The 23,268-nt window shown below is 63.7% G+C and carries 12 protein-coding genes; 4 read left to right on the top strand and 8 right to left on the bottom strand.

Annotation, left to right across the window (positions count from 1 at the left end; genetic code table 11):
* Positions 1-46: 46 nt before the first annotated feature.
* The 3 genes from ACNSTU_RS00265 to ACNSTU_RS00255 are packed head-to-tail and all read left to right on the top strand — an operon-like array spanning position 47 to position 2,747.
* Positions 47-613, top strand: coding sequence for a TetR/AcrR family transcriptional regulator (locus tag ACNSTU_RS00265; protein WP_418211977.1), 567 nt, complete (start codon positions 47-49; stop codon positions 611-613).
* The gene (locus ACNSTU_RS00260; RefSeq protein WP_418211976.1) at positions 610-1,836 is read left to right on the top strand and encodes an MFS transporter; all 1,227 of its coding nucleotides are present in this window, start codon (positions 610-612) and stop codon (positions 1,834-1,836) included. The genes ACNSTU_RS00265 and ACNSTU_RS00260 overlap by 4 nt, the downstream gene beginning before the upstream one ends.
* Positions 1,833-2,747: a homocysteine S-methyltransferase family protein gene (locus ACNSTU_RS00255; RefSeq protein WP_418211975.1), complete on the top strand. Its 915-nt coding sequence runs from the start codon at positions 1,833-1,835 to the stop codon at positions 2,745-2,747. The genes ACNSTU_RS00260 and ACNSTU_RS00255 overlap by 4 nt, the downstream gene beginning before the upstream one ends.
* A 154-nt stretch (positions 2,748-2,901) precedes the next feature.
* Here ACNSTU_RS00255 and ACNSTU_RS00250 read toward each other — a convergent pair whose 3' ends face one another.
* The 6 genes from ACNSTU_RS00250 to ACNSTU_RS00225 all read right to left on the bottom strand — a co-directional run bounded on the left by ACNSTU_RS00250 (position 2,902) and on the right by ACNSTU_RS00225 (position 17,028).
* Complete coding sequence (locus tag ACNSTU_RS00250) at positions 2,902-5,073, bottom strand: hypothetical protein (protein WP_418211974.1); 2,172 nt, start codon at positions 5,071-5,073, stop codon at positions 2,902-2,904.
* Positions 5,074-5,485: 412 nt separating this feature from the next.
* Positions 5,486-8,080, bottom strand: coding sequence for a hypothetical protein (locus ACNSTU_RS00245; protein WP_418211973.1), 2,595 nt, complete (start codon positions 8,078-8,080; stop codon positions 5,486-5,488).
* Positions 8,081-8,488: 408 nt separating this feature from the next.
* On the bottom strand, positions 8,489-11,476 hold the full coding sequence (locus ACNSTU_RS00240) for a hypothetical protein (RefSeq protein WP_418211972.1): 2,988 nt from the start codon (positions 11,474-11,476) through the stop codon (positions 8,489-8,491).
* Positions 11,477-11,515: 39 nt separating this feature from the next.
* Positions 11,516-13,447 carry a hypothetical protein gene (locus ACNSTU_RS00235; RefSeq protein WP_418211971.1) on the bottom strand — a complete coding sequence of 644 codons (1,932 nt, stop codon included), beginning with the start codon at positions 13,445-13,447 and terminating at the stop codon, positions 11,516-11,518.
* 307 nt (positions 13,448-13,754) lie between these two features.
* Complete coding sequence (locus ACNSTU_RS00230) at positions 13,755-14,813, bottom strand: hypothetical protein (protein ID WP_418211970.1); 1,059 nt, start codon at positions 14,811-14,813, stop codon at positions 13,755-13,757.
* A gap of 130 nt (positions 14,814-14,943) precedes the next feature.
* Positions 14,944-17,028 (bottom strand): EAL domain-containing protein, encoded by a 2,085-nt coding sequence (locus ACNSTU_RS00225; protein WP_418211969.1) that lies wholly within the window; start codon positions 17,026-17,028, stop codon positions 14,944-14,946.
* 291 nt (positions 17,029-17,319) lie between these two features.
* On the opposite strand from ACNSTU_RS00225, the gene ACNSTU_RS00220 reads away from it, so the two are divergent.
* Positions 17,320-18,924 carry a diguanylate cyclase gene (locus ACNSTU_RS00220; RefSeq protein WP_290630560.1) on the top strand — a complete coding sequence of 535 codons (1,605 nt, stop codon included), beginning with the start codon at positions 17,320-17,322 and terminating at the stop codon, positions 18,922-18,924.
* A gap of 17 nt (positions 18,925-18,941) precedes the next feature.
* Here the strand turns inward: ACNSTU_RS00220 and ACNSTU_RS00215 are convergent, their stop codons facing one another.
* On the bottom strand, positions 18,942-20,000 hold the full coding sequence (locus tag ACNSTU_RS00215) for a diguanylate cyclase (protein WP_418211968.1): 1,059 nt from the start codon (positions 19,998-20,000) through the stop codon (positions 18,942-18,944).
* Positions 19,997-23,062 (bottom strand): EAL domain-containing protein, encoded by a 3,066-nt coding sequence (locus ACNSTU_RS00210; RefSeq protein WP_418211967.1) that lies wholly within the window; start codon positions 23,060-23,062, stop codon positions 19,997-19,999. Before ACNSTU_RS00210 ends, ACNSTU_RS00215 begins: the two co-directional genes overlap by 4 nt.
* Positions 23,063-23,268: the final 206 nt, after the last annotated feature.

The following is a 23,268-nucleotide window of genomic DNA, read 5'->3' as shown; positions in this document are numbered from 1 at the left end:
GCCTTCAGAATTGTATAGATCGTTCTATCTTAATTCAGGTCTCAAGATGCCAGCCAGAAAGCGCGATATATTGCTCGACACCGCCGAGCGGCTTTTCTATGCGGAGGGTTTCCACGCCACAGGGATCGACCGCGTGGTCGCCGAGGCGGGCGTGGCCCGGATGACGCTGTACAACCACTTCCCCTCCAAGGAAGCATTGATCGAGACGGTGCTCGACCGGCGCTACGCGCGCTATCTCGACCAGCTGCGCCATGCGGTGGACGAGGCCGCGGCGGGCGAGGCCGTGATGGCGCTGGCTGACGTACACTGCCAATGGCTGGAGACCACCGCGAACCGCGGCTGCATCGTCATCAAGGCCATCGGCGAGTTCGAGCAGCACCACCCAGCCATCGCTGATCAGGGGCGGCGGCTCAAGCGCGAGCTGATTGCCGTCATCGCCGGCGCACTGTCCCGGGACGGGGTGGTGGACGATTCCGTCGTGGCGGAGCGCGTGCTGGTGATTCTGGAGGGCGCGGACGCGCTGACACCCGTTCTCGGCGCCACCACTGTCACCAGTCACCTGCGCGCAATGCTGCCCGCGGTGCTTGCCTCTGCGACCCGGGGCCACGCATGAGGCCCGTTAGTGCCACCGGCTATGCGCTACTCGGTGCCGGGCTGATCGCGATCGCCTACGGGCTCGCCCGGTATGCATTCGGGTTGTTCGTGCCGTCGATCCGCGCAGAGCTCGGACTGTCCGCCGACGCGATCGGTATCGTCGGCTCGCTGGCGTTTGTCAGTTTCTGTTTTGCCAGCGTGGTTGCCCCCCTCGTGGCCGACCGTCTCGGCCCGCGCCTCACGGCAGCACTCTCGGGCGTGTTCGCCCTTGCTGGCCTCACGCTGATCAGCCAGGCGGGTAACGCCGTGGTTCTCGGCACAGGAGTCTTCGCCTGTGGCATCTGCACCGGCCTGATGATGCCCGCCCTCTCCTCCGGCGCGCAGGTCGCGGTTCGCGCGGACCTTCGCGGGCGCGTCAATGCCGTCATGAACGCCGGCACAAGCGCTGGCCTGATCGTCTGCGTCCCGGCCGTGCTGCTGCTGAGCGGGGCCTGGCGCCTCGCCTACGGCTCCTTCGCGGTGCTGGCGGCGCTGGGCGTGCTGGCAGCCCTCACGCTGATCCCGTCATCCGCCCCGGGCAGCCGGGGGCAGGCGCAACCCGCGGCACCCGTCTCCCGCGAGCGGTGGCTTGAAGTCATGCGCCTGACCGCGTTCTGCTTTGCCATGGGGGTGGCCGGTTCCGCCTACTGGATCTTCGCGCCCGACCTGGTCGTCGAGGTGGGCGGCCTTCCGGAGAGACTCACGGGCTATCTCTGGCTGGTGGTGGGTATCACGGGCCTTGCCGGCGCCTGGGCGAGTGACCTCGGCGACCGCTTTGGTCCGCCCGCCACCCAGGCAGTGGCGCTGGTCGCCCTGGGTGGTGCAACAGCGCTGGTCGCGGCTGCGCCCGGCAACCTGCCGATCGCGCTGATGTCGGCGGCCGTGTTCGGCTGGGCCTTCATGACCCTGACCGGACTCTATCTGGTGACCGGCATCCGGCTGCTGCGGGATCGCCCCTCCATGGGGCCGGTCATTCCGTTCCTGGCGATCACGATCGGCCAGGCGGTCGGCTCCCCGCTGGTCGGGTGGACCATCGCCCGCGCCGGCTACGCGGAGGCATTCGTGGTGTTCGCCGCGCTCGCGGCCCTGGTCGCAGCCGTATCCGTCCTTTTCCCACGCACATGCAGCGACGCCGTCGCCGAGGAAGCGGCCGTGCCGCGGAGCCCGGCGGCGGCCACAACAATAGAGAGGAGACCCGAATGATGAATCCAGACCAGAACGACGTCCTCCTGCTGGACGGAGGCATGGGCCAGGAGCTGCGTCGGCGCAGCAGCCGCCCGGTATCGCCGCTGTGGTCCGCCCAGGTGATGCTCGACGAGCCGCATCTGGTGATCGAGGCCCATCGCGACTTCATCGATGCCGGCTCCCGAGTCATCACCGTCAACTCCTACAGCGCCACCCCGCAGCGCCTGGAACGTGACGGCGAGCCAGGCCTGTTCGAGCCCCTGCACGCCGCCGCACTGGATGCCGCCCGCCAGGCCCGCGAGGAAAGCGGCCGGGACGTGCGCATCGCCGGCTGCCTGCCACCGCTCATGGCGAGCTACAGCCCTGACATCGCACCGGACGACGCCACCTGTCTGCAGGCCTACCGGCAGATGGTCGCGGCGCAGGCCGGGGGCGTCGACCTCTTCCTCTGCGAGACCATGTCCCTGGCCCGCGAGGCGCGCGCGGCGACCATTGCCGCCGCCGAGAGCGGCCTGCCGGTGTGGGTGTCGTTCACGGTGGATGATGGGGACGGGACGCGCCTGCGTTCCGGCGAATCCCTCGCCGAAGCGGCCGCGCAGGTCGTGGCCGCCGGTGCGACGCACCTGCTGATCAACTGCTCCGTGCCTGAAGCGGTCACGTCCGCCATGGACGTGCTGGCGGAAACCGGCGTGCCGTTCGGCGGTTACGCCAACGCGTTCACGTCCGTGGATGCCCTGAAGCCGGGCGGCACGGTCGATGTGCTGGAGGCGCGCAAGGACCTTGACCCCGCCGCATACGCAGAGCACGTCCTGGGCTGGGTCCGGCAGGGCGCAACCATGGTGGGTGGCTGCTGCGAAGTGGGCCCCGCTCATATCGCAGCCATCGCCGAGCGCCTGAACGCAGAGGGGTATCGGCCGGGGTCCGTTTGACTTCCGGGCTGTGAACCCAAGCTCTATCCACTACATAGGGCCGCCAGCCCGCCCTGCTCCCAATTCGTCAGCAGGGCGGGCTGCGTGGATCCCGATCACTCCGCACACACGTCGCAAGCAACTCTGTGCTAGTGCTAGCTACACACCGACCTACTCAATGGTGAAAGGAGATCGGTGCCGTAATCCGACCAATCGTGGAAAGTCCTCTGAATTCCGCGGTTTCCGGGTTGACATAGTAGACTTGGGTAGACGTCCCTTGCTGCAACCCCATCAACAGGTCTGTGCCGTATCCTTCGGCGGAAGCAGAGCCCGCATTGCGAGTGATGACCTGCGTTGAGGCCAGCTCTTCGGAGCCCGCAAAGTCCTTGGCATCCACCACCGCGAGCAGCTCTCCGCTCGTCAGATAGAAGATGTGCTCCGCCTGCTCTCCGATCCCGGAGATGGTCCGGTTCCAGCTCTGACTCAGGAAGATACTGCCTGCCATCTGCTCGCTGTCGGTGCTGTCAGTGATCGATTGCGCTCTGGCCGCACCCGGCGAGTTCTGGTTGTAGTAGATCCGGCCAGCCGGCGCGGAAGGCGAGTAAACCGTTCTATCAAGGCCGCCCGGGCGAACGAGGTCGAGATTCTGCTGGTACATGGTGGCGTCGCCGGTGTCCGTGTCGAATCCGCGCACCGCCCACGTCCCCTCAGCGTCTCCGGCTTGGTTGATTGCCGCATACGTCCAGCCCAGTTTCTGGCCGTCGGTGACGAAACTCTCGGGCTCCAATCCGGTACCCCAGTCCCCGTCGACTATCTGGTACTCGGGCACGTCGACGTCCGCGGGGTCCAGGTCGATCTCGATCAGGCGGCCAGTATCAGCGTCCTCGTCCTCGATATCCAGAATGTACACGCGGTCATTCACGAACAGCGTCTCATCCCGGCCCGTGGGCCGCGCGGCGACATTCAGTGCGCCGCCGGGCAAGCCATCTTTGGGTTCGATCAGGGAAAACTGGTTGTTCGTGGCATCGTAGAGGAACACATACCGCGGCGACGTGGGCGCCCCAGCATCGTGAAACGTAGCCTGTACGAGGTGGCGCTGGTCCTCCAGGGAGATCAGTTTTCGGAAGGCGCAAATGGAGTCATCGTTGATCGAGAGACCGGGAGATCCGCCAGTGGGTTCCAGCATTTCGCGGTCGCCGCTGCTGACTGAAATCCGCCAGAGTCTGCCCGTGCCGTTGTCACCTTGGGAACAGGAGAAGTTATTGTTCCCCTGATACACGACCAAGTCGTCGATGGCTCCCTGGTCGTCGCGCAGTGGAAACACCCATTCGGGGGACAAACCGAGCTCAAAATCGTTCGCATAACCCTGAACGGTTCCCGGCTTGGTGAGTTTGACCGGCGCGGTGTGCTCATCGGCGTCGAAACGAACGGCGAACCACTGCGTCGCGTTAGTGCAGCGGCGGTCGCCCGAGGTGGGAATCTGGTACGCCAGGACCGACTGGGTGACATCCATGTAGTCGGTCATCACCTTGGCGGCGCAAACGAGGTTCGCATCCGATTCGGAGGACAGGCGTACGCTTTCGTCCAGGCCATCGAACCCGTCCACTCGGCGCAGCTCTCCTTCGGGGGTGTTGAAAACCACTGCGTGACGCTCCCCGACCTCAAGGTCGTCATCGCTCGTCAGCTCGACCGCCAGCACCCCGAGCGGCAACGTGTTTCGGTCCGCTGCAAATTCGTTGCCGCCACGCCGCTCGGCAACGGAGCCGCCATCACTCCGGGACCGCGCATTGTCGGTGGCGAGGACATCCACCTGCGCTGTTCTGTCGGAGCGAGGATCTGCCGGGTCGACCGCATGGATCGACTTGCGGACGTAGTCTCCCTCCTGACCTGCATCTTCAGAGAAGAACAGCAGCGGCTTCTCCGCGTCACTGAGATCCGCATCTCCGGGGGCATCGCCACCGACCTCGATCGCAAAATCATCCTGAGCATTCACGCCCTCAGCGTTGGTTACACTCAGGAAGACTTCAATGGTTCGGCCTTCCGCGGCGGATCCAATGGTCAAGGTGGTTTCCGGCGCGTCCCTGTCCGCGATGGTGGCCGATGAACCTGATGGAAAAGAGAACCAACGCCACTCGACGATTTCATCGTTGCTCGCCGAAATGCTGCCGCTGCCGTCTAGCTCGATGGTCTCGCCCACCTCGGCTGTGATGTCCTCACCGGCAACTGCGGTGAGTCCGGTGCCGGAGCCGTTGCCGTTGTCACTGTCGGAAGAGCTGCCGAAGCATCCGATTAGCGCGAACGGGGTGGTCAAAGCCAGGAGTAATGTCGATAAGCGTCGGTGGAACATGGGTGTGCCCTCCATCAAGTGAAGATTCGGTTCCGGATTGTTATGCCTGCAGGTTAGCGGCCAGATTGTTAGGCCGGCCTTACAGGGGTGGTTATAGTGGTCACCATTCCACCGGCGACGGCCTGCAAGAGCGGTGTGTGCTGGCCACGGCGTAGCGCATGAGGTGCGTTTAGTCCCTTTGCGCACTCGAACGGTATCGCCCCACCAACGACCAGGAGCGAATGACCCACCGCAGGCGCAGATCGACCGCGAGGGTGTAGGCTACGCCGCGCTACCGCGCCCCCCGGTCTCACAGCACGCGAGGGGAGCGAGATCATGCGGTGAGCGCGAGACCGGGAAGCCCGCCCTTAGTGAGGTTACGGCATCCTCCAAAGTCTCAACCCCCAACAATCGGACCGCGGTTCCATGTCAGTCATGGAGCGGTGCCGCAGTACTGACGCTCGCCGTCGCTCGAGAGCCCGGTATAGTTGGTATCGAGTTCAATAGAGACGGACCCGGACCGATTTACGAAGACTTCGCCCGTATCGACGTCGGCATCCATCGTCACTACCGGCCCGTCCACCTCCAAAGAAAGGAAGCGATCACCGGCAGGGGCGCTGAGGATCATCTCGTGGGCCTCGATAGTTACCGAAACCGGCGCGATCTCGGGAACAGGATCGAGCTCTGGAATTCCCGAGTATGTCCAATCGTTGGGGCCAGCGTTTTTCCAATTTTCGCGCCAATCGAAAGGCTCGTTCGGCGCAAAGGTCCCTTCGATCCGGGCCTCGAAGGTGCCCGTTTTTCCCGCAGGCACCGGGGTGACAAACTCCAGCGTGGCCTCGGGGAATGCCGTGTCCTCTATCGAGTTTCGGAACACAATCGCCTCGAGAGCCTGCGTGTCCTCGTCAAACTGAATTTCCGAGATGCGATCGGCAAAGCTTTGGCTCCAGTCGCCGGACACCGTGGCGTCATACCAGCAGCTGCATTCCATGGTCACCACCGCTCCGGCGGTGACATCGGGATTGTCATCGAGCGTCGCCGTGACGACCGAGGTCATCTCCCAGCCCGCGTTCATCGCCCCTGGGGAGGTGAACGTCCCGTCGGGGCTGATCTCTCCATACTCAGCGTCCCAACTCACGTCTAATGCCTCGCCGGACTGCGCATCGACCGCCTCGAAGTTGGTGCTCTCGCCTTCGTCGAGACAGATCCGCCCTGGCTCGACCGCCAGCTCCGGGTCGCCAGTGCTGATGAAGGCACGGGCGATGGCCGGCTCGCGGTTGGCGGCGAAGCCGCTGTTGGTGTTGCTCTCGGCGGTGATCGTGATCACCTCCTCGTCGGGGTCGTCTGGCACCGTGTAGCTGAAGGTATAGCCCCCGCTCGGGACATCGACATTCGACATATTGAGCGACAGATCGTCGGAGTAGAGCTCGATCTCCGGGTCGTGCGCGTCAACGTAGACGGTGAACTCAAGTTCGTCGCCGGTCTCGGCAATTACGCTCCCTGGCTCGATATCAATGGTGACCGGCGCGAGCTCGATCTCCTGGACTAGATGGAAGCCGGTACCGAGCGGGGTCAGGGTGATTTGCCCCTGGGCGAATTCGTCGTCGTCGAGGAAGTAGTTCTGATGCTCGCTGGAGCCGAGCATGAACGAAACCGTCGCTTCGCTATATGCCGGGTCGCTCACGTCCGCCTCCCAGCAACGGGCTGGGATCGTCAGCTGTTCGGAGTCGACGCGGCTGATCACCTGGTTGATCAGCTGGCCCTTGGCGTAGCTTCGGACATTCTGCGCGAAGTTGGCGTCGAGGTTGTTGTTCAACCACTTCTTGTAGGTGTCGCGCCCGCTGTGGACCTGAACCACCGTCTCGAGTAGCTCCTGATCGATCGTCCATTCCTCGCTGTAGGCGCGCACGATGAAGTCGCTCCACTGGAAGGTGTCGGGGTTGTCCTCGAACACGGCCGTCGCGCCGAATTCGGCCTCGCCTTCCTCGATACTCGAGGGGAGCGTGCGATACGTCGCTTCGGCCCGCTTTTGGTACGCGAACAAGCTGCCGCCGCCGACGGTGCCCACGACCTTGCCGTTGCCGGGGAGAAAGGCGCCGAGGGCGAACAGGTTCTGCAAGTCGTCGAGGATCCCGCCGGGAATACCGTCCACATCGCGACGGGCGACCTGGCTGTCGTCGAGCTTGCTACCCAGCTGCTCGGCAGTGACCTGCTCGCAGGAGTCGGCCGTGCTCATCAGCATCGACGAGGCGCTCTGTGTTGTCGCTCCACTGCTGTCCAAGCCCTGGAAATCTTCGACCCGCTCGTGGAGATACTCGGCCAGGCCCAGGTGGGCGAAAAGGCGGTCGAGCAGGTCGCGTTCGGCATTGTCCACCTCCCAGCGCGGGTCGTCGCCGTCATACAGCGCCAGCAGCGAGTCGTCAGCGTCGGGGTCGGTCAGATGCACACCGGCGGCCAGCGGCCACCAGTCCTCGGGCATATCCTCCGGATCGGTGTCGCGCACCTCGGCCATCGTGGTGCCGAGGTAAGTGGCACCGGCTTCACCGAGGTCTTCCAGGGCACCGACGACCGCTGCCAGGTCGTCCACACCCTGCTGCGCGGGGGGCAACTCCTCAACGTGAAAGTCGATCGGGCCACAGGTGGTGTCCTCAAACTCGAAGGTCAGCGTGACCGGCCCGCCGAGGACGGTGCCATTGGGGTGGATGGGGGCATAGAGTACTTTTTCGTCGTCCACCGCCTCGATCCAGGTCACGGCGCTGTCGGCGCTGGAGGTGTCCTCGACCTGCACAGCGGCGAGCTCTAACCCGGTATCGTCGAGCCCGGAGACCTCGATGCGATCCAGCGGCAGCGCGCTGGCCCTGGCGAGCGAAACTGCCCCGCAGTCGACGGCGACCCCAGAGTTGCCGTTGTCACTGCCGTCATCGTTACCGTTACCGCCATTGGTATCGCCATTCGCGCCACTATCGGAGCCTGAGCTGCCGGAACTGAGGCAACCACCGAGGCCAAGCCCCAACGCGGTCATGAGCATGATCGCCGTTGCTTTCCTGTTCCTGGTGGGCGATGTAACAGACTCCTCAGTCCGGGTACCCCTTGAAGCTGCCGACAGGAGCGATGCGCGCCGGGGGAAGAGGCAGGCGGATACCTTCGGATGGTACATCACAACATCCTTCTTGTTCGTTTGTTCTGCACAAAACCCTACGGACGCGCACCTTACATGGGCCATACATACATCCCTGGCCGAGGGTTTCGTCACCGCCGCGGTAGAGGCGGATCAGAGGGCAGCGGCGCGCTGCCGGTAGAGTGGCATGGTTGCCTCCGGAGAGCGTGCCGGAAGGCGCCTTACAACGACCTTACAAACGATCGGGTTGGAGATTTTTTGTTCTCCCATGCTTGATCCGGCGCTTGAAGTGAGGTGGACTCGAGCGCGTTTCTGGCCCTAAAGGCCAAGAAGAGGCTGACAGAATTGACGCCTGTCACTGTCCCTCCCCCAGAATTCGCCGTCCAACTCCAGGTTGAAGGGCCCGGATTCCCGAACAACCACCTGAATCTGGTCATCCGGTGCATCCTCTGCGCCAAGCCGCCGCACCTGTCCTTCCACCGCCAATGACAGCGAGCGCTCTCCGCCTGCAGCCTCTGAGCCGTCCGGCAGTTCGCTCCACATCTCGTGTCGATCAATGGTGACCTGGACCGGTGGCACTTCTGCTGGCTCCGGCGGCAAGATGTCCGCTTCTATCAGCGAGAGTCTGCCCCAGAACTCCTCGTCTTCGAGAGGGAGATTCCACCATGAGCCAACGGGAGTTCGATCCAATAGATCGTCGATAATCACCAAGTCATCGCCAAGGAATGTCGCCACTTGCGGGATGCGGGCGTCGAACGTCCCAGTATCTCCGGCAGGCACCGGCGGCTCGAATGACAGCGTCATGCCCACCTGGATGCCACTGTCGTCCAATCCTTCCTGTAGATCGATGCGCTCGAGGTTCCCGTCCTCATCGAAACGGATTCCCATTGGCCCCGCCGCGTAGGATTGATCGATGTTGTTTCCGACATTGACGTCGTACCAGCAATCGCAGCTCAGGGCGATATTCGCCTCGGCGGTGATCTGGTCGTCGGCGACTAGGGTTGCGGTAACGGTGTCCGTTCCTGAGCCGGCGGCGAAGTTGGGTGCAGTGTAAGTCGCACCGCTCATGGAGCCGACGTCTGCCTCCCAGGTTACGTCCAGCGTTTCGCCGTTGGGATCTCTCGGGTCCACGGCTTCGAAGGTCTGTGTCCCGCCTTCATCAAGGCAGATGCGTTGGGGGTCAACGGCGAGATCCACGTCCTCGCCCCGCAGGAGCATGCTTCCGATGCGCCCGGGTGGATTACTTTCGCGACCGCGAACGCCTTCGGTCGAGGCAGCCTCGGCGCGTACGGTGACGGTCTGGAAATCCTCCAGATCATCGGGTGCCGTGTACCGGTAGGTGTATGTTCCGGCGTCGGGATCGCGATTGACCTGCTCCAGCGTGCCCAGACGTTCCTCGTCGTCGGCGATCCTTGGCACGGTGTGTTCCGCAAGATCCTCGTATTCCAGGGTGGCGTCTTCGGCGTTACGCACCTCCACGGTGAATTCATGTTGCTCACCGGGCGCATCGACGTCGATGGTGTTCGGATCAAAGACGATCCGGATGATGGTGCCGCGGATGAAGTTGCGGTCCTCTGGAATGGGCGGATGCCAGGGGCCGAATGTGAAGGGGTCTTCATCTTCTACAGGGTGGGCGTAGAACGCATTGTCCTCCGTCTCTCGCCCGAAGAAATGATCTTCGTCATACCAAAGGGGGAGCACTCCGTCCTCCGACAACGGCGCCTCCCTGAAGGTGGCCGGCGCGCCGCTGAGGCCTTCAACGTCCCAGTCGATACGTTCGTCAACGTTGGGGCCGGCGATGTCAACGCCCTCCCAGACGAAGTGAACATCGAACAGGTCGGCATCGAAACCGAAGACAGCACCGAAGCCGGCATCCAGGACCTGCTCCTGGAGATTGGTCTGGGACAGCCCCGTGGCGAGGGCATCCGACATATTGTCACCGAGCTCCGAGATGATGAATCGCTCAAGGATTTCCTTGCCGAAGTCCGTGCCATCGCTCTTCATGCGTGCCGTAACACCGTCCACGCGGAGCACGCTGGTTCCGCCATCCTCCGTCTCGCCAACCTGGGTGCTCGGGTCGAAGCTGGTGTCGATCTCGTGCAGGCAGCAGGGGAGGAAACCCAGCGCCAGCCGCGAGACGCCTGCCCCGGCCTCCAAGCCGTAAAGCAGTGCCTCCAGACTTTTCCTCGTGGCTGCGCGGGCAGCAACTGCCTGAGGCGTTGCGGCTCCGGATGAGCTGGCGATGGCGAGGATGGTGGCGGCCGTCAGGGCGTCGTCGGCGACGCCCAGAGCGGTGTCGACTCTGCCCTGGGCCCGCCAGGCGCTGTCATAAGTGCTCATCCAGGAGTCGACAGCTTCGGGGCCATCGACTTCGAAGAAGCCATCAATGAAGGCTGTGCCGTCCTCGAACGTCACGACATCGTCAAAGGATTGGGTGACATATCCTTGCTGTTGGATCTGTGCGGCCATCTGGGCCTGGGCTAGACCATCAGATAGCTCACCGACGGTGGGGATGTCGGAACTTCCCGGTGCGTCCCGTTGATCAAGGGATTCGTCGATCAAGCTCTGGTCGGAGCCAACGAAGTCGATATCGCTCTCCAGAAGGTGGGTCAGTCCCATGTGCGGGATGATGCGCTCAATGAGTTCGAGATCGTCCTGGTCAAAATCCGCGTTTCTCAGCGCAAACGTATTGCCCTCGCCATCCAGTGCGTACTGGGCCAGCACCAGCGGCACGAACGGAAACTCGACCATGTCGGCGTTGGCAGCACTGATTTGCGAAGGGGCGAGTTCGTACGCATCAGCGGTTTGCTCGATCAGCGTCTCCAGGGCATCCAGATAGCGCTCCCAGGCCCCGTCGTCGCGCGGCGGTAAGGGATCGATAGCGACGGTGAAGCGCTGGCTGTCGTTGACACCGTCGGTGATGCGCATTTCGATGGTGGCGCCATCTGCCTCGACCAGCGGCACCAGGAACTGGATCGGCCCACCTCGGAAGCTGGCCAGCGGGGCCAGGGAGGCATCCGGGTTGTCCCCGGTCAGCGGCGTGGAATCGCCCTCGGCGCGGTAGCGAGCATGGAGATCGGAGGCCTGTGCGTCATCGGGCAGGCCGTCGACACTGACCAGCCGGAAGGGGGCCAGTCCGTCTGTTGCGGCCAGGCTTACATCGGAGAGTTCCAGGCCATCATCGCCGCCGGGATCGCCTCCGCCGTCACTGGAGCCGGAGCCGCCGGAGCTGATACAGCCCCCAAGACTCAGCGCCAGCACAGCCAGCAGCGAAACGATGATTGTCTTCTTGTTGTTGATGCACATGCCTTGCTCCTTACGCACGGGTATCCTGCGTTCCCTGCTTCAATAGCCGCTCACGGGATAGCTGTGCGGCGAGGCCGAGTTGACGATGGGCTCAAGGGAACCCTTTTCGTTGACGTCGACGTAGATGATTTGCCCGTTTTGATCCCCTTCCAGTTCGGCACGGAAGAGGCGGTGCGGGCCGGTAGCGAACGCCTCCTGACCCAGGAAATCGGCCCCCTGGGACCCGATGTGCCCCTGCTCCACGAATTCCGTACCGGCGGGCAACGCTCCCAGCTCCACCATGCCTGCCAGGGGGTCAGCCGCGTCCACGGCGCCAAGAATGGGATCGCCGGAGTCATCGGTCTTCATCAGGAAGACTTCGCTGAGACGACCTTCTCCGAGGAAGCCGGCAGGGCCGAGCGAGCCATCGCTGGAGGAGCCCACCCACTCCGCGCCGGCAATGGCCCGGAGCTCACCGGTCTCGATGTTGTGGATGACGGCGGCAACCTCGTCGAACCGGTTCTCCGCCGTGTAGAAGAGCCAGCCGTCCTCGTGTACCGCACGCACCGGCGTTCGGTACTCGCGCAGGCTCACAAGTCCGGTGTCGAAGTCGTCGCGGAAGGTCTCCCCGTCCGCGATCAACTCCGCATCGGCCCCATCGAGGGAAACCTTCCAGATCTCTTCCCCTTCGTCGGTCATCCAGATGATGGAATCCGGTGCGCGGAACAGGACGTCAGAGTCGGGGCTGGTCAGGACCGAATCACCTGATGTGAAAACGGTCTCCAGCGTCGTTCCTTCAACCCGGTAAAGCGAATTGCCCGTCACCCCAGAGAAGAACCCCGGCTCGCCGGAGAAAAAGAGCGCCCCGTCATCGCCATAGGCCACGCGATTCGATTGCGCGCCGACCGACCCTAGAAAACCGCTCCCGATGAACTCTTCCATATCCACGACGTTGTCGGCGTCATCGGTCACCACCTCGACCGTGCCAGCGCCATCGTCGGCATCCGGTGTATAGAGCCTGAGCTGCAACTCGGCGACTGAATTGCCCTCGTCTTCGATCACTAGGTAATAGGATCCGTCGGGCAGGATCTCTCCGAATTTGGAGACACCATCAACGGCGAAAGCGGCAGTACCCGAATCCTCGACAATTATGTTGTCAACGAGGTCACCCTGCATATCCAGAAACTGGAGCGTGTTGCCATCCAAAGGGTCAGGCTGGACGGCCACCCAGCCAATCGGCTCAAGATTCGCGATGTCACGAATCGACACCAGACTTCTGCCTAGCGCCTGCTCAGAGGAAACGGAGGGGACGGTGTCGCCGTCATTCATACCAGGGTTGTAGAAGAAATTGTCGTCCTCTATCCCGACAAAAAGCTGCGCCGCATCGATGTTCCCCGGTGATTGGGTGACACCGACGAAGCCAACACCCGCAGCCGCATTAAGGAACTGCTGCTGACCGATTTTCTCCGCCGCATCAGGATCACCTGCAGAGCTGGGACCGGTGCGAATGGTTGCGACACCGTCGTCGCTCAAAGGCCCATCTACATCAATCTTCGCAGCGATCAGTTCACGCTCGATGCCGGTCAGATCGAAGTCGTCCTCATCCCAGTCACCCGAGATGACCGGCGTGGTGGTCTGGAGCTGTGCGGCACTGACCTGAATATCAAACGTTGTGTAATCGAGGGGGTCATCCGGATGGATTGCCCGAAGCTCGCCACCGCCTAGGCCACCACCGGTACCGCCGATCTTGTAAAACAGCAGCTCGTCCCGGGTCTCCTCGACGCCGAGCCCGCTCAGCCGGTCGAGGGTCATGAAGACGTCGGATTCGCCCCAGTTGCTGTCATCGCCACCGTTATCCGAATCCCCATCGCCACTGGATGAGCTGCTTCCACTGAAGCAGCCCGCGAGGGCCAGCGCGCTTGCGGCCCCCACAATGGCGAGCGAGTGACGGATTCGGCTGGTCATCTGATCGTGTTCGGTTTCGGCGGCCATAACGACATCCCTTGTGTTGGTTTTTCTGCACGCGACCCTACGCGCCCGCGCCTTACAGGGGCCTTACAACTCGCGGCCAACCAAAGGCCCGGCGCATGTCGCGCGCGGAGGCATAGGGTCATGCGGGGAGGATGCCGGACGATGCCTTACACACACCTTACAAACGGTCGGGCAGGAGACTTACAGGGGAAGGCGGCCATGACACGTGGCGGCGGTCTGCCGTCCGGGCCAGTGTGCTTCTGGTGAACGCGTATGAGGCCTCCGCTGGCGGCGGGTGCCGCCAGCGGCTTTGCTGGTTACCAATGGATCAATTGCCGGAGATTCCGGTGAACAGCGTGTCCAGGAGGGTGGCGGTGTCAGACTGCCCGCCCGAAATCACGAACTTCTCACACTCACCCGTTTCACTCAGGTCTGCGACGATCTCGGGGCCATCGTGGGTCATCGTCACCCGTCCGTTGTCGGCATCCCTGTAGTCGTCTCCAAAAAGGCCGTTCGTGCAGGTGAAACCCGCAAAAAACCCGTTCTGACCGTCCCCATGGGTTTGCTCGACCTCGATCCGACCACCGAGCAACGGCGTGGCAATGTCCATGGTGCTGGTTCGGGAAAGGTCCTGCGGATTCTGAATGTCGACACCTGTCGCCTGCTGGTCCCAGAGTAGCCGTATTTCGGCTTCAATGCCTTTCTCGTCATCACTGGTGAACACCAGGTCCACCGCCATGGCGGTTCTATTCTCGTTTGATGAGGAATCCCCGGCCGATACCTCCGTGCCGGTCATCACGATCTTGCCGCCTCGGAACGTCGCTTTCAGTCCGTCGAAGAACGTTTCCGCTCTCCCCACAGTAACCTGGCCTGCCGAGGACTCGAAGGTACTCTCCCGCTCGACCACGCCCATGATGCAGACAGGTCCGCTCGTATCCATCTTCTCGGTGCAGAAGCCGTCGCCCCCCTCCATGGTCCACGTTTCGCTGAAACCGTCAGCGTCCCCGGAACTGTCGTAGACAAGTTCCACTGCATCTTTGGCATCTGGACGGTCACTGGGAATATTGACGGGCGTATCCTCAAGCTCGATTTCGGAAACCACCTGTTCCAGCGTGAAGATGACATCCTCTACACGGGTGGCCAGGTATGCCAGATCCATGGCCTGCGCCGCCTTTTCGACCGTGGCCAGCTCCGCCAGATCTTGTGGGCCACTGTAGTCCCCATCATAGATCTCGGCGGCGGTGACGAAATCGGCGAGGCTGCTGCCACCGCCTCCGGATCCACTGCTGCTGCCACCGCCCAGGCAGCCTGATGCGCCCAGGGCGATGGCGCTAAAGGCAGTGAAAGCGGTCAGGTGATAAGAATACCGGGCTCGTTTGTTGTTCATGGGTTTGTTCTCCACCGTGCCGACGGTGTCCGTCTGGCGCTGAAATGCGAGGGGTCTACGCGTGGCGCACAGCTCTGCCAACGTGTGAGCGAGCATATAGGCCCGCAACTTACATTCACCTTACATCCGGCTACCGAGCGACCTGACGCTCGAACTGCTCAGCAGGTATCGCCGGGCTGAACAGGTAGCCCTGGAACCGCTGGCACTCGGCCTCCCTGAGAAACCGCCAGGCCTCCTCCGTCTCCACGCCCTCCGCGATGCAGGTAAGACCGAGGTTGTCGGCCAGCGCGATGATGGTCTCGACGATGGCGGTGGCATCGGAATCCGCCGGCATTTCGCGGACAAAGCTCTGGTCAATCTTCAGCAGGTCCAGGGGCAGCCGCTTGAGATAGGCCATGGAGGAGTACCCCGTACCGAAATCGTCCAGCGCAAAGGAGATGCCCATGCGGCGCAGCGCCGCGATGCGCGCGATGGCCTCGTCGGCGTCATCAAAGAGCAGTGACTCGGTGACTTCCAGGCAGAGTTGATGAGGATTGACCCGGGTCTCGTCGAGTATGCTTTTCACGGAGTGGACGAAATCCGGATCCCGGAATTGTTTCGGGCTGACGTTCACGGACACTTCGAGCCGGCTCAGGCTCTCATCGAGAGCCCACCGTGCCACCTGCTCGCAGACCTGACGCAGCATCGATTCCCCGATGGCGTGGATCAGGCCGCTTTCTTCCGCCACGGGAATGAACGAGCCCGGAGAGATCAGGCCGTGGGTCGGGTGCTGCCAGCGGATCAGGGCTTCTGCCCCGACGCAGCGCCCCGCCGCATCCACACAGGGCTGGTAGTAGGGTACGAATTCCTCATTGGCCAGTGCAGCGGGCATCTGGTGTTCGATACGCGCGCGCTCTTCGGCACTGCGCTGGAGAACCGGGTCGAACACGCTGATCCGGTTGCGGCCCTCGCGCTTCGCGTCCTGCAGGGCCAGGTCGACGCGCTTCAGGGCATCCTCGACCGTGTCGTCCTCCGGGTGCAGCAGCGTAATGCCCGATGACACGGTGGCGTAATAGCCCCCCTGCTTCCAGCTGTATGGCGCACCCAGTATGTCGCGCGCCTGCTGGGCAAAGCGTTCCGCGTAGCGAATGGCGTCGCTGGCCTGACCGAGATCGTCCAGCAGCACAGCGAACTCGTCGGCGCCAACGCGCGCTACCAGCCGCCCTGGCCCCGCAAACGCAGTCAGCCGCCCCGCCATGTCACACAGTAACTGGTCCCCGCGACTGTGGCCCCGGGTGTCATTGAGCGCCTGGAAGCGATCCGGATCGATCACGACCAGAGCACCGAACTGCCCTGAGTCGGTCAGGCCCTCGATGGCCTCGGTGATGCGGTCCATACAAAGGCGCCGGTTCGCGAGCCCCGTCAGGGGATCATTGAATGCCAGAAACTCGATCTCGGCCTCCTGGCGCTTGCGCTCGGCAATATCGATGACGGACACCAGCACGGCCGCGCGTTCGACCGTCTCGAGTGGCGCCAGCCCGATCTCCACCGGGAAGCGGGATCCGTCCTTTCGTTGGCCTTCGAGATCACGCCCTGCCCCCATTTGCCGCGCACGGGGCTGGTGGGAGTATGCTGTGCGGTAATCGCGATGGTGGGCCCGGGCTTCGTCGGGAACCAGCAGTTCGACCTCTCGGCCCACAAGCTCGCCGGCGCTGTACCCGAACAACTCTTCCGCGGTTTCGTTGACCCGATCGATGCGGCCATCCCCGCGGACCAGTATCAGACCGACTGGCGCTGCGTGGAACACGGTCTCCAGATAGCGGTCCTGCCCCCACGCATCCTCGACGCGACGCTGGATGGAGACGAGCCGCATGCAATCCGCCACTTTGTCGTGGACCGGCGTGATGCTTACCTCACAGAGATAGGGCGTACCGTCCTTATGGTGTTTCAGCGTGGCTCCCCGATAGGATCGCCCGCTCTGGATCGTCTTGCGCAGATCCTGGAAAAACGCCGGATCAGGCTTCTGGTCGTAGAGCATGCGGATGCTCTGCCCGACCAGTTCATCCCTGCTGTACCCCGTCATGCTGCAGAAGGCGGGGTTGACGTAGATGATTTCGGGGCCGGGTGCATTCAACTCCGCAGTAGTGACGACGACGGCGTCGGTTGTCGCTTCCGCGGCCGAGCCGAGCAGGCAGTGTTCCCATGTCGCGAGCTGGGACCTGGGCACATCTGTCATGGAGTCTCCGAATAGCTTGACCGTGACGGCAAGCACGAGATTATACCTTTCGAGGTAGTCAAAAACTATTACACACGGGATAGGTAACTCCGTTACCATCCCCCGCGTTCCGGTTACTGCCTCCCAACCTGGGGCCCCATACCCGGCACGGGAAAGGGTATCGACCGGCAGCCACGTATTGTGACCCAGCTCAACGAAGCCGGCGCAGCTTTGGGACTAGCGTCTCGATTCCGGGTTTCCCGGATCCACAACAATAACGTTCTCCGATAAATGCAGGGGTTTCCGCTCACTTTGGAACACGATCCAGCACTGGTCGGACTCGCGATTGCCGTGGGCGCCCTTGCCGCCTATACCACGCTGCTGAGCCTCGACTTCATCGACGATCTCGGAGACCGGTCCGGGTTCTGGTGGATGATGGCCGCCGGATTCACCCTCGGGCTTGGCGCGTGGACACTGCACTTCGTCGCCATGCTGGCGATGAAGCTCCCCGTTGATCTGAGTCTTGGCGCTTTCCGCACGCTGATCTCACTGATGATCGGCTGCGGCGCCACCATGCTGGCGTTCGGGCTGTTGTGGCGCAGGCCCGCGCGGTTCGATGTCCGGCCGGTGATGGCGCTCGTCTTCGGCGCTGGCATCACGGCCATGCACTACACGGGCATGGCCGCTATGGGAGGAGGTATCGTACAGGCCCATACGCTCCCCGCCATGGCCGGCTCCCTCGCCTGGGGCACCACAGTGGCCTATATCGGGTTCCTGGTTGCCTTCCCGCCCAACGCACGGCGCGGCAAGCATGGCTGCAAACCTCAACGTCTGCCGCTTGCCTCGATGTGCTTCGGTATCGCCGTGGCCGGACTGCACTTCATCGGCATGGCCGGTTTCGACCCCCACAGCCTCCCCGAGCAGCACGCTGCCCTGGCCATTGACGCGCAGACTCTGGTTATCCTGGTCAGTGCCGGGATGATCGTGATCCTGTTCATCCTCCTCTGGCTCGCCCTGCTCACCCAGTGGCGCAAGAGCAAGCGCCTGCTGGCGGAACGGGATCGCACCCTGCGGCGCATCATGCTGCACCTGCCAGCCATGGCCTTCCGATCCGGGTACGGCGCGGACGACTATCTCACCTACATCAGCGAAGGTGCCGAAGCCATCACCGGGTACCCGGCAGAGGCATTCCAGCAGCGCGACGTCTCCTACGATGAACTGATCATCGCCGAGTCCCGGGTCAATGTGCTCTCCGCGCGACGGAACGCGGGGCCGGAAGGCTACGTGATCGACTATCAACTGATTCGTCGCGACGGTCACCGCCGGTGGATCAGGGAGCGCGGCTCGCGCACCACGATCGAGGGTGAGGGCCCGGTCCTGGAGGGATTTGTCGAGGACGTCACCAAGCGCAAGACGCTGGAAAATCAGCTCCAGTACCAAGCGAGCTACGATCACCTGACCGGCGTCATGAACCGCTTCCGGATCGAAGCTCGACTGGAGGAGGAGATGGAGCGCACGTCCCACCTGGGGATTCCGCTGTCGATCCTGATGCTCGATGTCGATCATTTCAAGGCGCTGAACGACAACTTCGGCCACGACATGGGAGACCGGGTCCTGGAGGGCGTGGGGGAGCTGCTGCGCAAGCGGCTGCGCTCCCTGGACTGTCTCGGCCGCTGGGGCGGTGAAGAGTTCGTGGTCATCCTACCCGGCTCGGACCTGGAGAGCGCCCAGGCCGTCGCCGAGTCGCTGCGCGCGATCATCGAGTCCACGCCGTTCGCGTCGGGAAGCCCACTCACGGTCAGCATCGGCGTTGCCAGCCATAACGCGGGCGAGCGGCGCCGGGATTTCGTTATCCGGGCCGATGACGCCCTGTACGCCGCGAAGGAGTCGGGGCGTAACACAGTAGTCGCCGCCTGACAGCGCAATCCGCCGTTTCAGCGGCCGACAACGCGGTCGCGGCCGCGGGTTTTGGCATCGTAAAGGCGCGCATCAACAACGCGGTACAGATCGGTCCAGACGCTTCCGTCCAGGCCGAGTTCGGCGACTCCGGCACTTATGGTCAGGTCAATGCGCTCCCCCTGCCACCGCGCCGCTCGGGTCGTGATCGCGCGGCGGATATCCTCGGCCACTTTCATGCCGCCCTCGATCGGCGTCCCGGGCAACAGCACTGCGAACTCCTCACCCCCCATGCGGAAGGCTACGTCGGCACGGCGGAGATGGGTCCTCAGCAACCGCGCCACGTGGACGAGCACATGATCGCCTGCATCATGGCCGAAGCGGTCGTTGATGTCCTTGAAGTGATCCAGGTCGATGAGAATCACTGAGAGGACATGGCCGTCATGCCGGTAGCGGTCGTGCTCCCTGAGCATCATCCGCTCCAGGGCCTGACGGTTGTAGAGCCCGGTGAGCGAGTCGGACAACGACTGCTTCAGCATCGCGCTGTTGGCGTGATGCTGGCTGCGGAACCAGAAATGGCAGAGCACGAACATGCCCAGGGTGGCCGTCACCAGATCCACGGCCACGTCGGCACCAAGCAGCTCCGGCACCCGCTGTCCGCCCACCACGAACGCCGCGACACCGGCAATCAGTGCCGCCAGCGTCATCCACAACCCACCCCGATGCCCCAGCAGGATGTAGCTCAATACGGGAATGGCGGGGAGATACACGTAACTCACGGGATGGAGATCCGGCCGCAGGATCAGCATCAGAATGACCGCGATGACGAGGACCAGGTACGTCACGGCGAGCGGCCCGTAGGGTGCCTCACGCCGATTGGCTACAACCAGGCCGACACAGGCCACGAACACCACGGCGTGGGCAATGGGCAACAGCACCAGGCCCTGCGCCAGCGCATAGACGAAAATGGTGCCTCCGGCGATCAGGGTAAAAACCAGCAGCGCCTGCAGGGTTGAGCGCCGTCGGCGGATTTCCCGGTCGTCGTCCAGCAAGGCGCGCCCATCGTCCGGCGGGGGCTGTCCGGGCCTGACCGTCACAAGGGGCGCCTCAGCCAGTGTGCAGAAAACGCCTGTGCCGGTTGCGGATACCCGAAGAGATACCCCTGCCCACGCTCGCAACCCATTTCCAGGAGTGCCTCACGATGCCCCTCGGACTCCACGCCTTCGGCGATGCAGTTCATTTCCAGGGCATGGGCCATGGCGATGATGGTACCGACAATGGCGTGGTCGCTGCGGTCATTGAGCATCCCGAGTACGAAGGAAAGATCGATCTTGAGTGTATCCGCGGCCAGGTTCTTGAGATAGCTGAGTGAGGAGTAGCCGGTGCCGAAATCGTCGATGGCTATACTGCTGCCGCGCGCCCGCAAGCGATCCACCAGCGCGGCGGCGGTCTCCGGATCACGCATGATCCCGGTTTCGGTGATCTCCACGGCGATGATTCCCGGCGGCAGGCGATACTCCTGAATCACCGCGTCCACCTGCTCGACAAGGCTGTCGTCATGGAGCTGCTCGGCGGCAACATTCACGGAGACCTCTGGCGGCAGAGCGTGACCGGCATCCCGCCACGCGGCCACATCCCGTGCCACACCGCGTAACACCCACCGGAAGACCGCCCCCATCATCTGGCGCTGCTGCGCCACCGGCAGAAACCGGGACGGTGGAACCCAGCCCTGATCGGGGCAGTGCCAGCGAAGCAGCGCCTCGACCCCGATAAGGGTTCCCGTGCGCAGATCCACCTGCGGCTGATAATGCATCTCCAGCGTATCGCGCCGCAGTGCATCGCGCAGCCGTCGCGCCAGTTGCAGCTGGGTGTTGAGGTCATCGAACAGGGCGTGATCGTAGAGCCAGTAGTCCGCGCCCTCCTTTCTGGCCTGGTGCAGGGCGATATCCGCGTGCTGGACCAGTTCCATAGCGGTGCGGCCATCATCGGGCGCCATGGCAACACCGGCGGTGGCGTCCATGGCGATCCCCATGCCACCGACGTGGAATGGCGCACGAAACACTCCGCGGACACGTTGCAGCAGCTCCGGCACGGCATCGCGGCCCCCACCGGAGGCCACCACGGCGAACTCGTCGCCCCCGAGGTGCGCCACGAACTCGCCGGGCGCGGCGGCGGACTGCAGCCGCGTGCCCACCTGGGCCAGCAGGTCGTCGCCGGCGGAGTGCCCGAGGGAGTTGTTCACCTCCTTGAACCGACGCAGGTTGATGGAGACCAGCAGCAGCTCGGACGAGGGTCCCACGGACGCACCATCCAGGCACCGGGCGAGGTACGCCATGCACGCCGCCCGGTTGGCCAGCCCTGTGGTCGGATCGTGATAGGCCAGTGCCCGCATGTGCTCTTCCGCATCCATGCGCTCCAGTTCGGCCACGGCCCGGGTCGCCACCAGTTGCAGCACCGACAGCGCCACCTGCGCGTCGTCCACTGGCTGACGATAGAGTACGAACAGCGCCCCGACGGGCTTCCCCGATGCAGATTCCAGGCGAAGACCAACGTAGCCCTCGACCTCCAGCTCGCGCAGCATGGGATCGTCAGGGAACGACGACACGACACCGGCGGTGTGCACGCATTCGCGCTGGGTGATATAAGCCTCACAGGGCGTCCCATGAAGCGGATATACCTCACCGTTCACCACGTCCCCGTCAACGGCCATGGCGACGGGCGCACTCATCCACAACTCGCCGTCCACGAACCGGGCAATGGCGCCCACATCCGCATCAAGCGCCTCGGTCATGGCCAGCACCAGCTGCTCGAAAAACGCCCCACTGGAGCGGGCCGAGCCGGCCGTGCTCATGCCTCCGAGCACGCGCTGCAGCCGCGACTCCCGCTCCTGCACCCGCCGCACCTGCAGCCCGAACTCAAGGTTGGAGGCCAGTTCCCGCAGCAGGCTCCGTTCCTCCTCTGTGGGTGCGGTGGGCACATCCCGCAGGAGCACGAACACGCCGTAGGGCGCGCCGTTGGCCAGCAGCGGCAGGCAGATGCAGCTACCGCGCCCGTACTGTGATCGCGGGCCGTCCGTCAGCGTACTCACATCATCCACGAACACGGGCCGACCCTGCCGCACGGCCCGGGCAACCGGATCTCCGGACTCCACCGCCTCCATGGACCAACACACCCGCCCTTCGCCCGGACAGTGGCGGGTCTCGCCGCTGGCGCACACCGGACTGATCTCCTGGGCCCGGTCATGGCGCACCTGCCCCACCCAGGCCAGCGCGTAGCCGCCGTCCTCCACTGCCACCTCACAGACCGTCTCCAGCAGCTCACACTCGGAGTCGGCGTGAATCAGCGCCTGATTGCAGCGGCTCAACATGCGCAGTGCGCGGACGTTGCTTTGCAGCGCCAGCTCGTTGCGCTTGAGCTCCGTCAGATCCACGATCACGCCCTCGATTCGGTCATCGTCACCGACGAAACGGGCCTGCTCGCGTACCCAGCCCACGGAGCCGTCCGCCCGCCAGATGCGGTAGTTCACGTTGTAGGGGCGATCCGACGTCCGGGATTGCTCCACCGCCTTGCGCACGAAGGCGATGTCGTCGGCGTGGATCAATCCGGCGAGTGTGACGTCACCGTCCAGAAAGGCCTCGGGCGGGTGACCGAAGACCTCCTTGGCGCCGGCACTCATGTACTCGACCGTCCAGTCGGCATCGTCACGGCAGCGCCAGGCGGCGCCCGGCATATTCCCCACCAATGTCTCGAATTTCCGCTGACTCTCCTTCAGCGCCTCCTCGGCCTGTTTGCGGCGGGTAATATCCCGCAGCGTCCCGGCGAACCGCAGAAGGCCGCCCTCGGAGTCGCGCACCGGCGCACCGCGCTCCATGATCCAGCGCACCTGGCCATTCGGGTCGACAATGCGGAACTCCTGCTCGTACTCCGCGCTTGTACCAATGTCCGTCGCCCGGCGAATGCGGCCCACATCGTCCGGGTGCACCGCATCAAGCCAGGCTCGCGGCTCGGCATAGACCCGCTCCCGGGGAACGCCCCACAGGCGCTCGAAGGCAGGGCTGAGATAGTAAACCTGTGCGCTGTTGCGCCCGGAGACCCAGAAAACCTCGTCGACCACATCCGCCAGCTCGTGCAGCCAGCCGCTCCCGTTATCACCCGTCATATCCACCGCTCGCAGGCCTGGCGCCCATTCTGTCGGCAAAATGCCCTTCGGGCGCGATTTGACCACGGGGCGCAGGGTGCAAACCATCTGCCTGTTCACATCACGTGACAACGCTGACGGCGGGCCGCACAACACCGACCTTCGCGCCATCCCGGCACGGTGGCATGGCGAAGACGCGACCGGCTGTGGTTCACTGCACCCGAGCG

The sequence above is a fragment of the Aquisalimonas sp. APHAB1-3 genome, assembly GCF_048323695.1.
Taxonomy (GTDB): Bacteria; Pseudomonadota; Gammaproteobacteria; order Nitrococcales; family Aquisalimonadaceae; genus Aquisalimonas.
The sequence above is the reverse complement of the archived record's forward strand: the minus strand, read 5'-3'. Positions and strand labels throughout refer to the sequence as shown.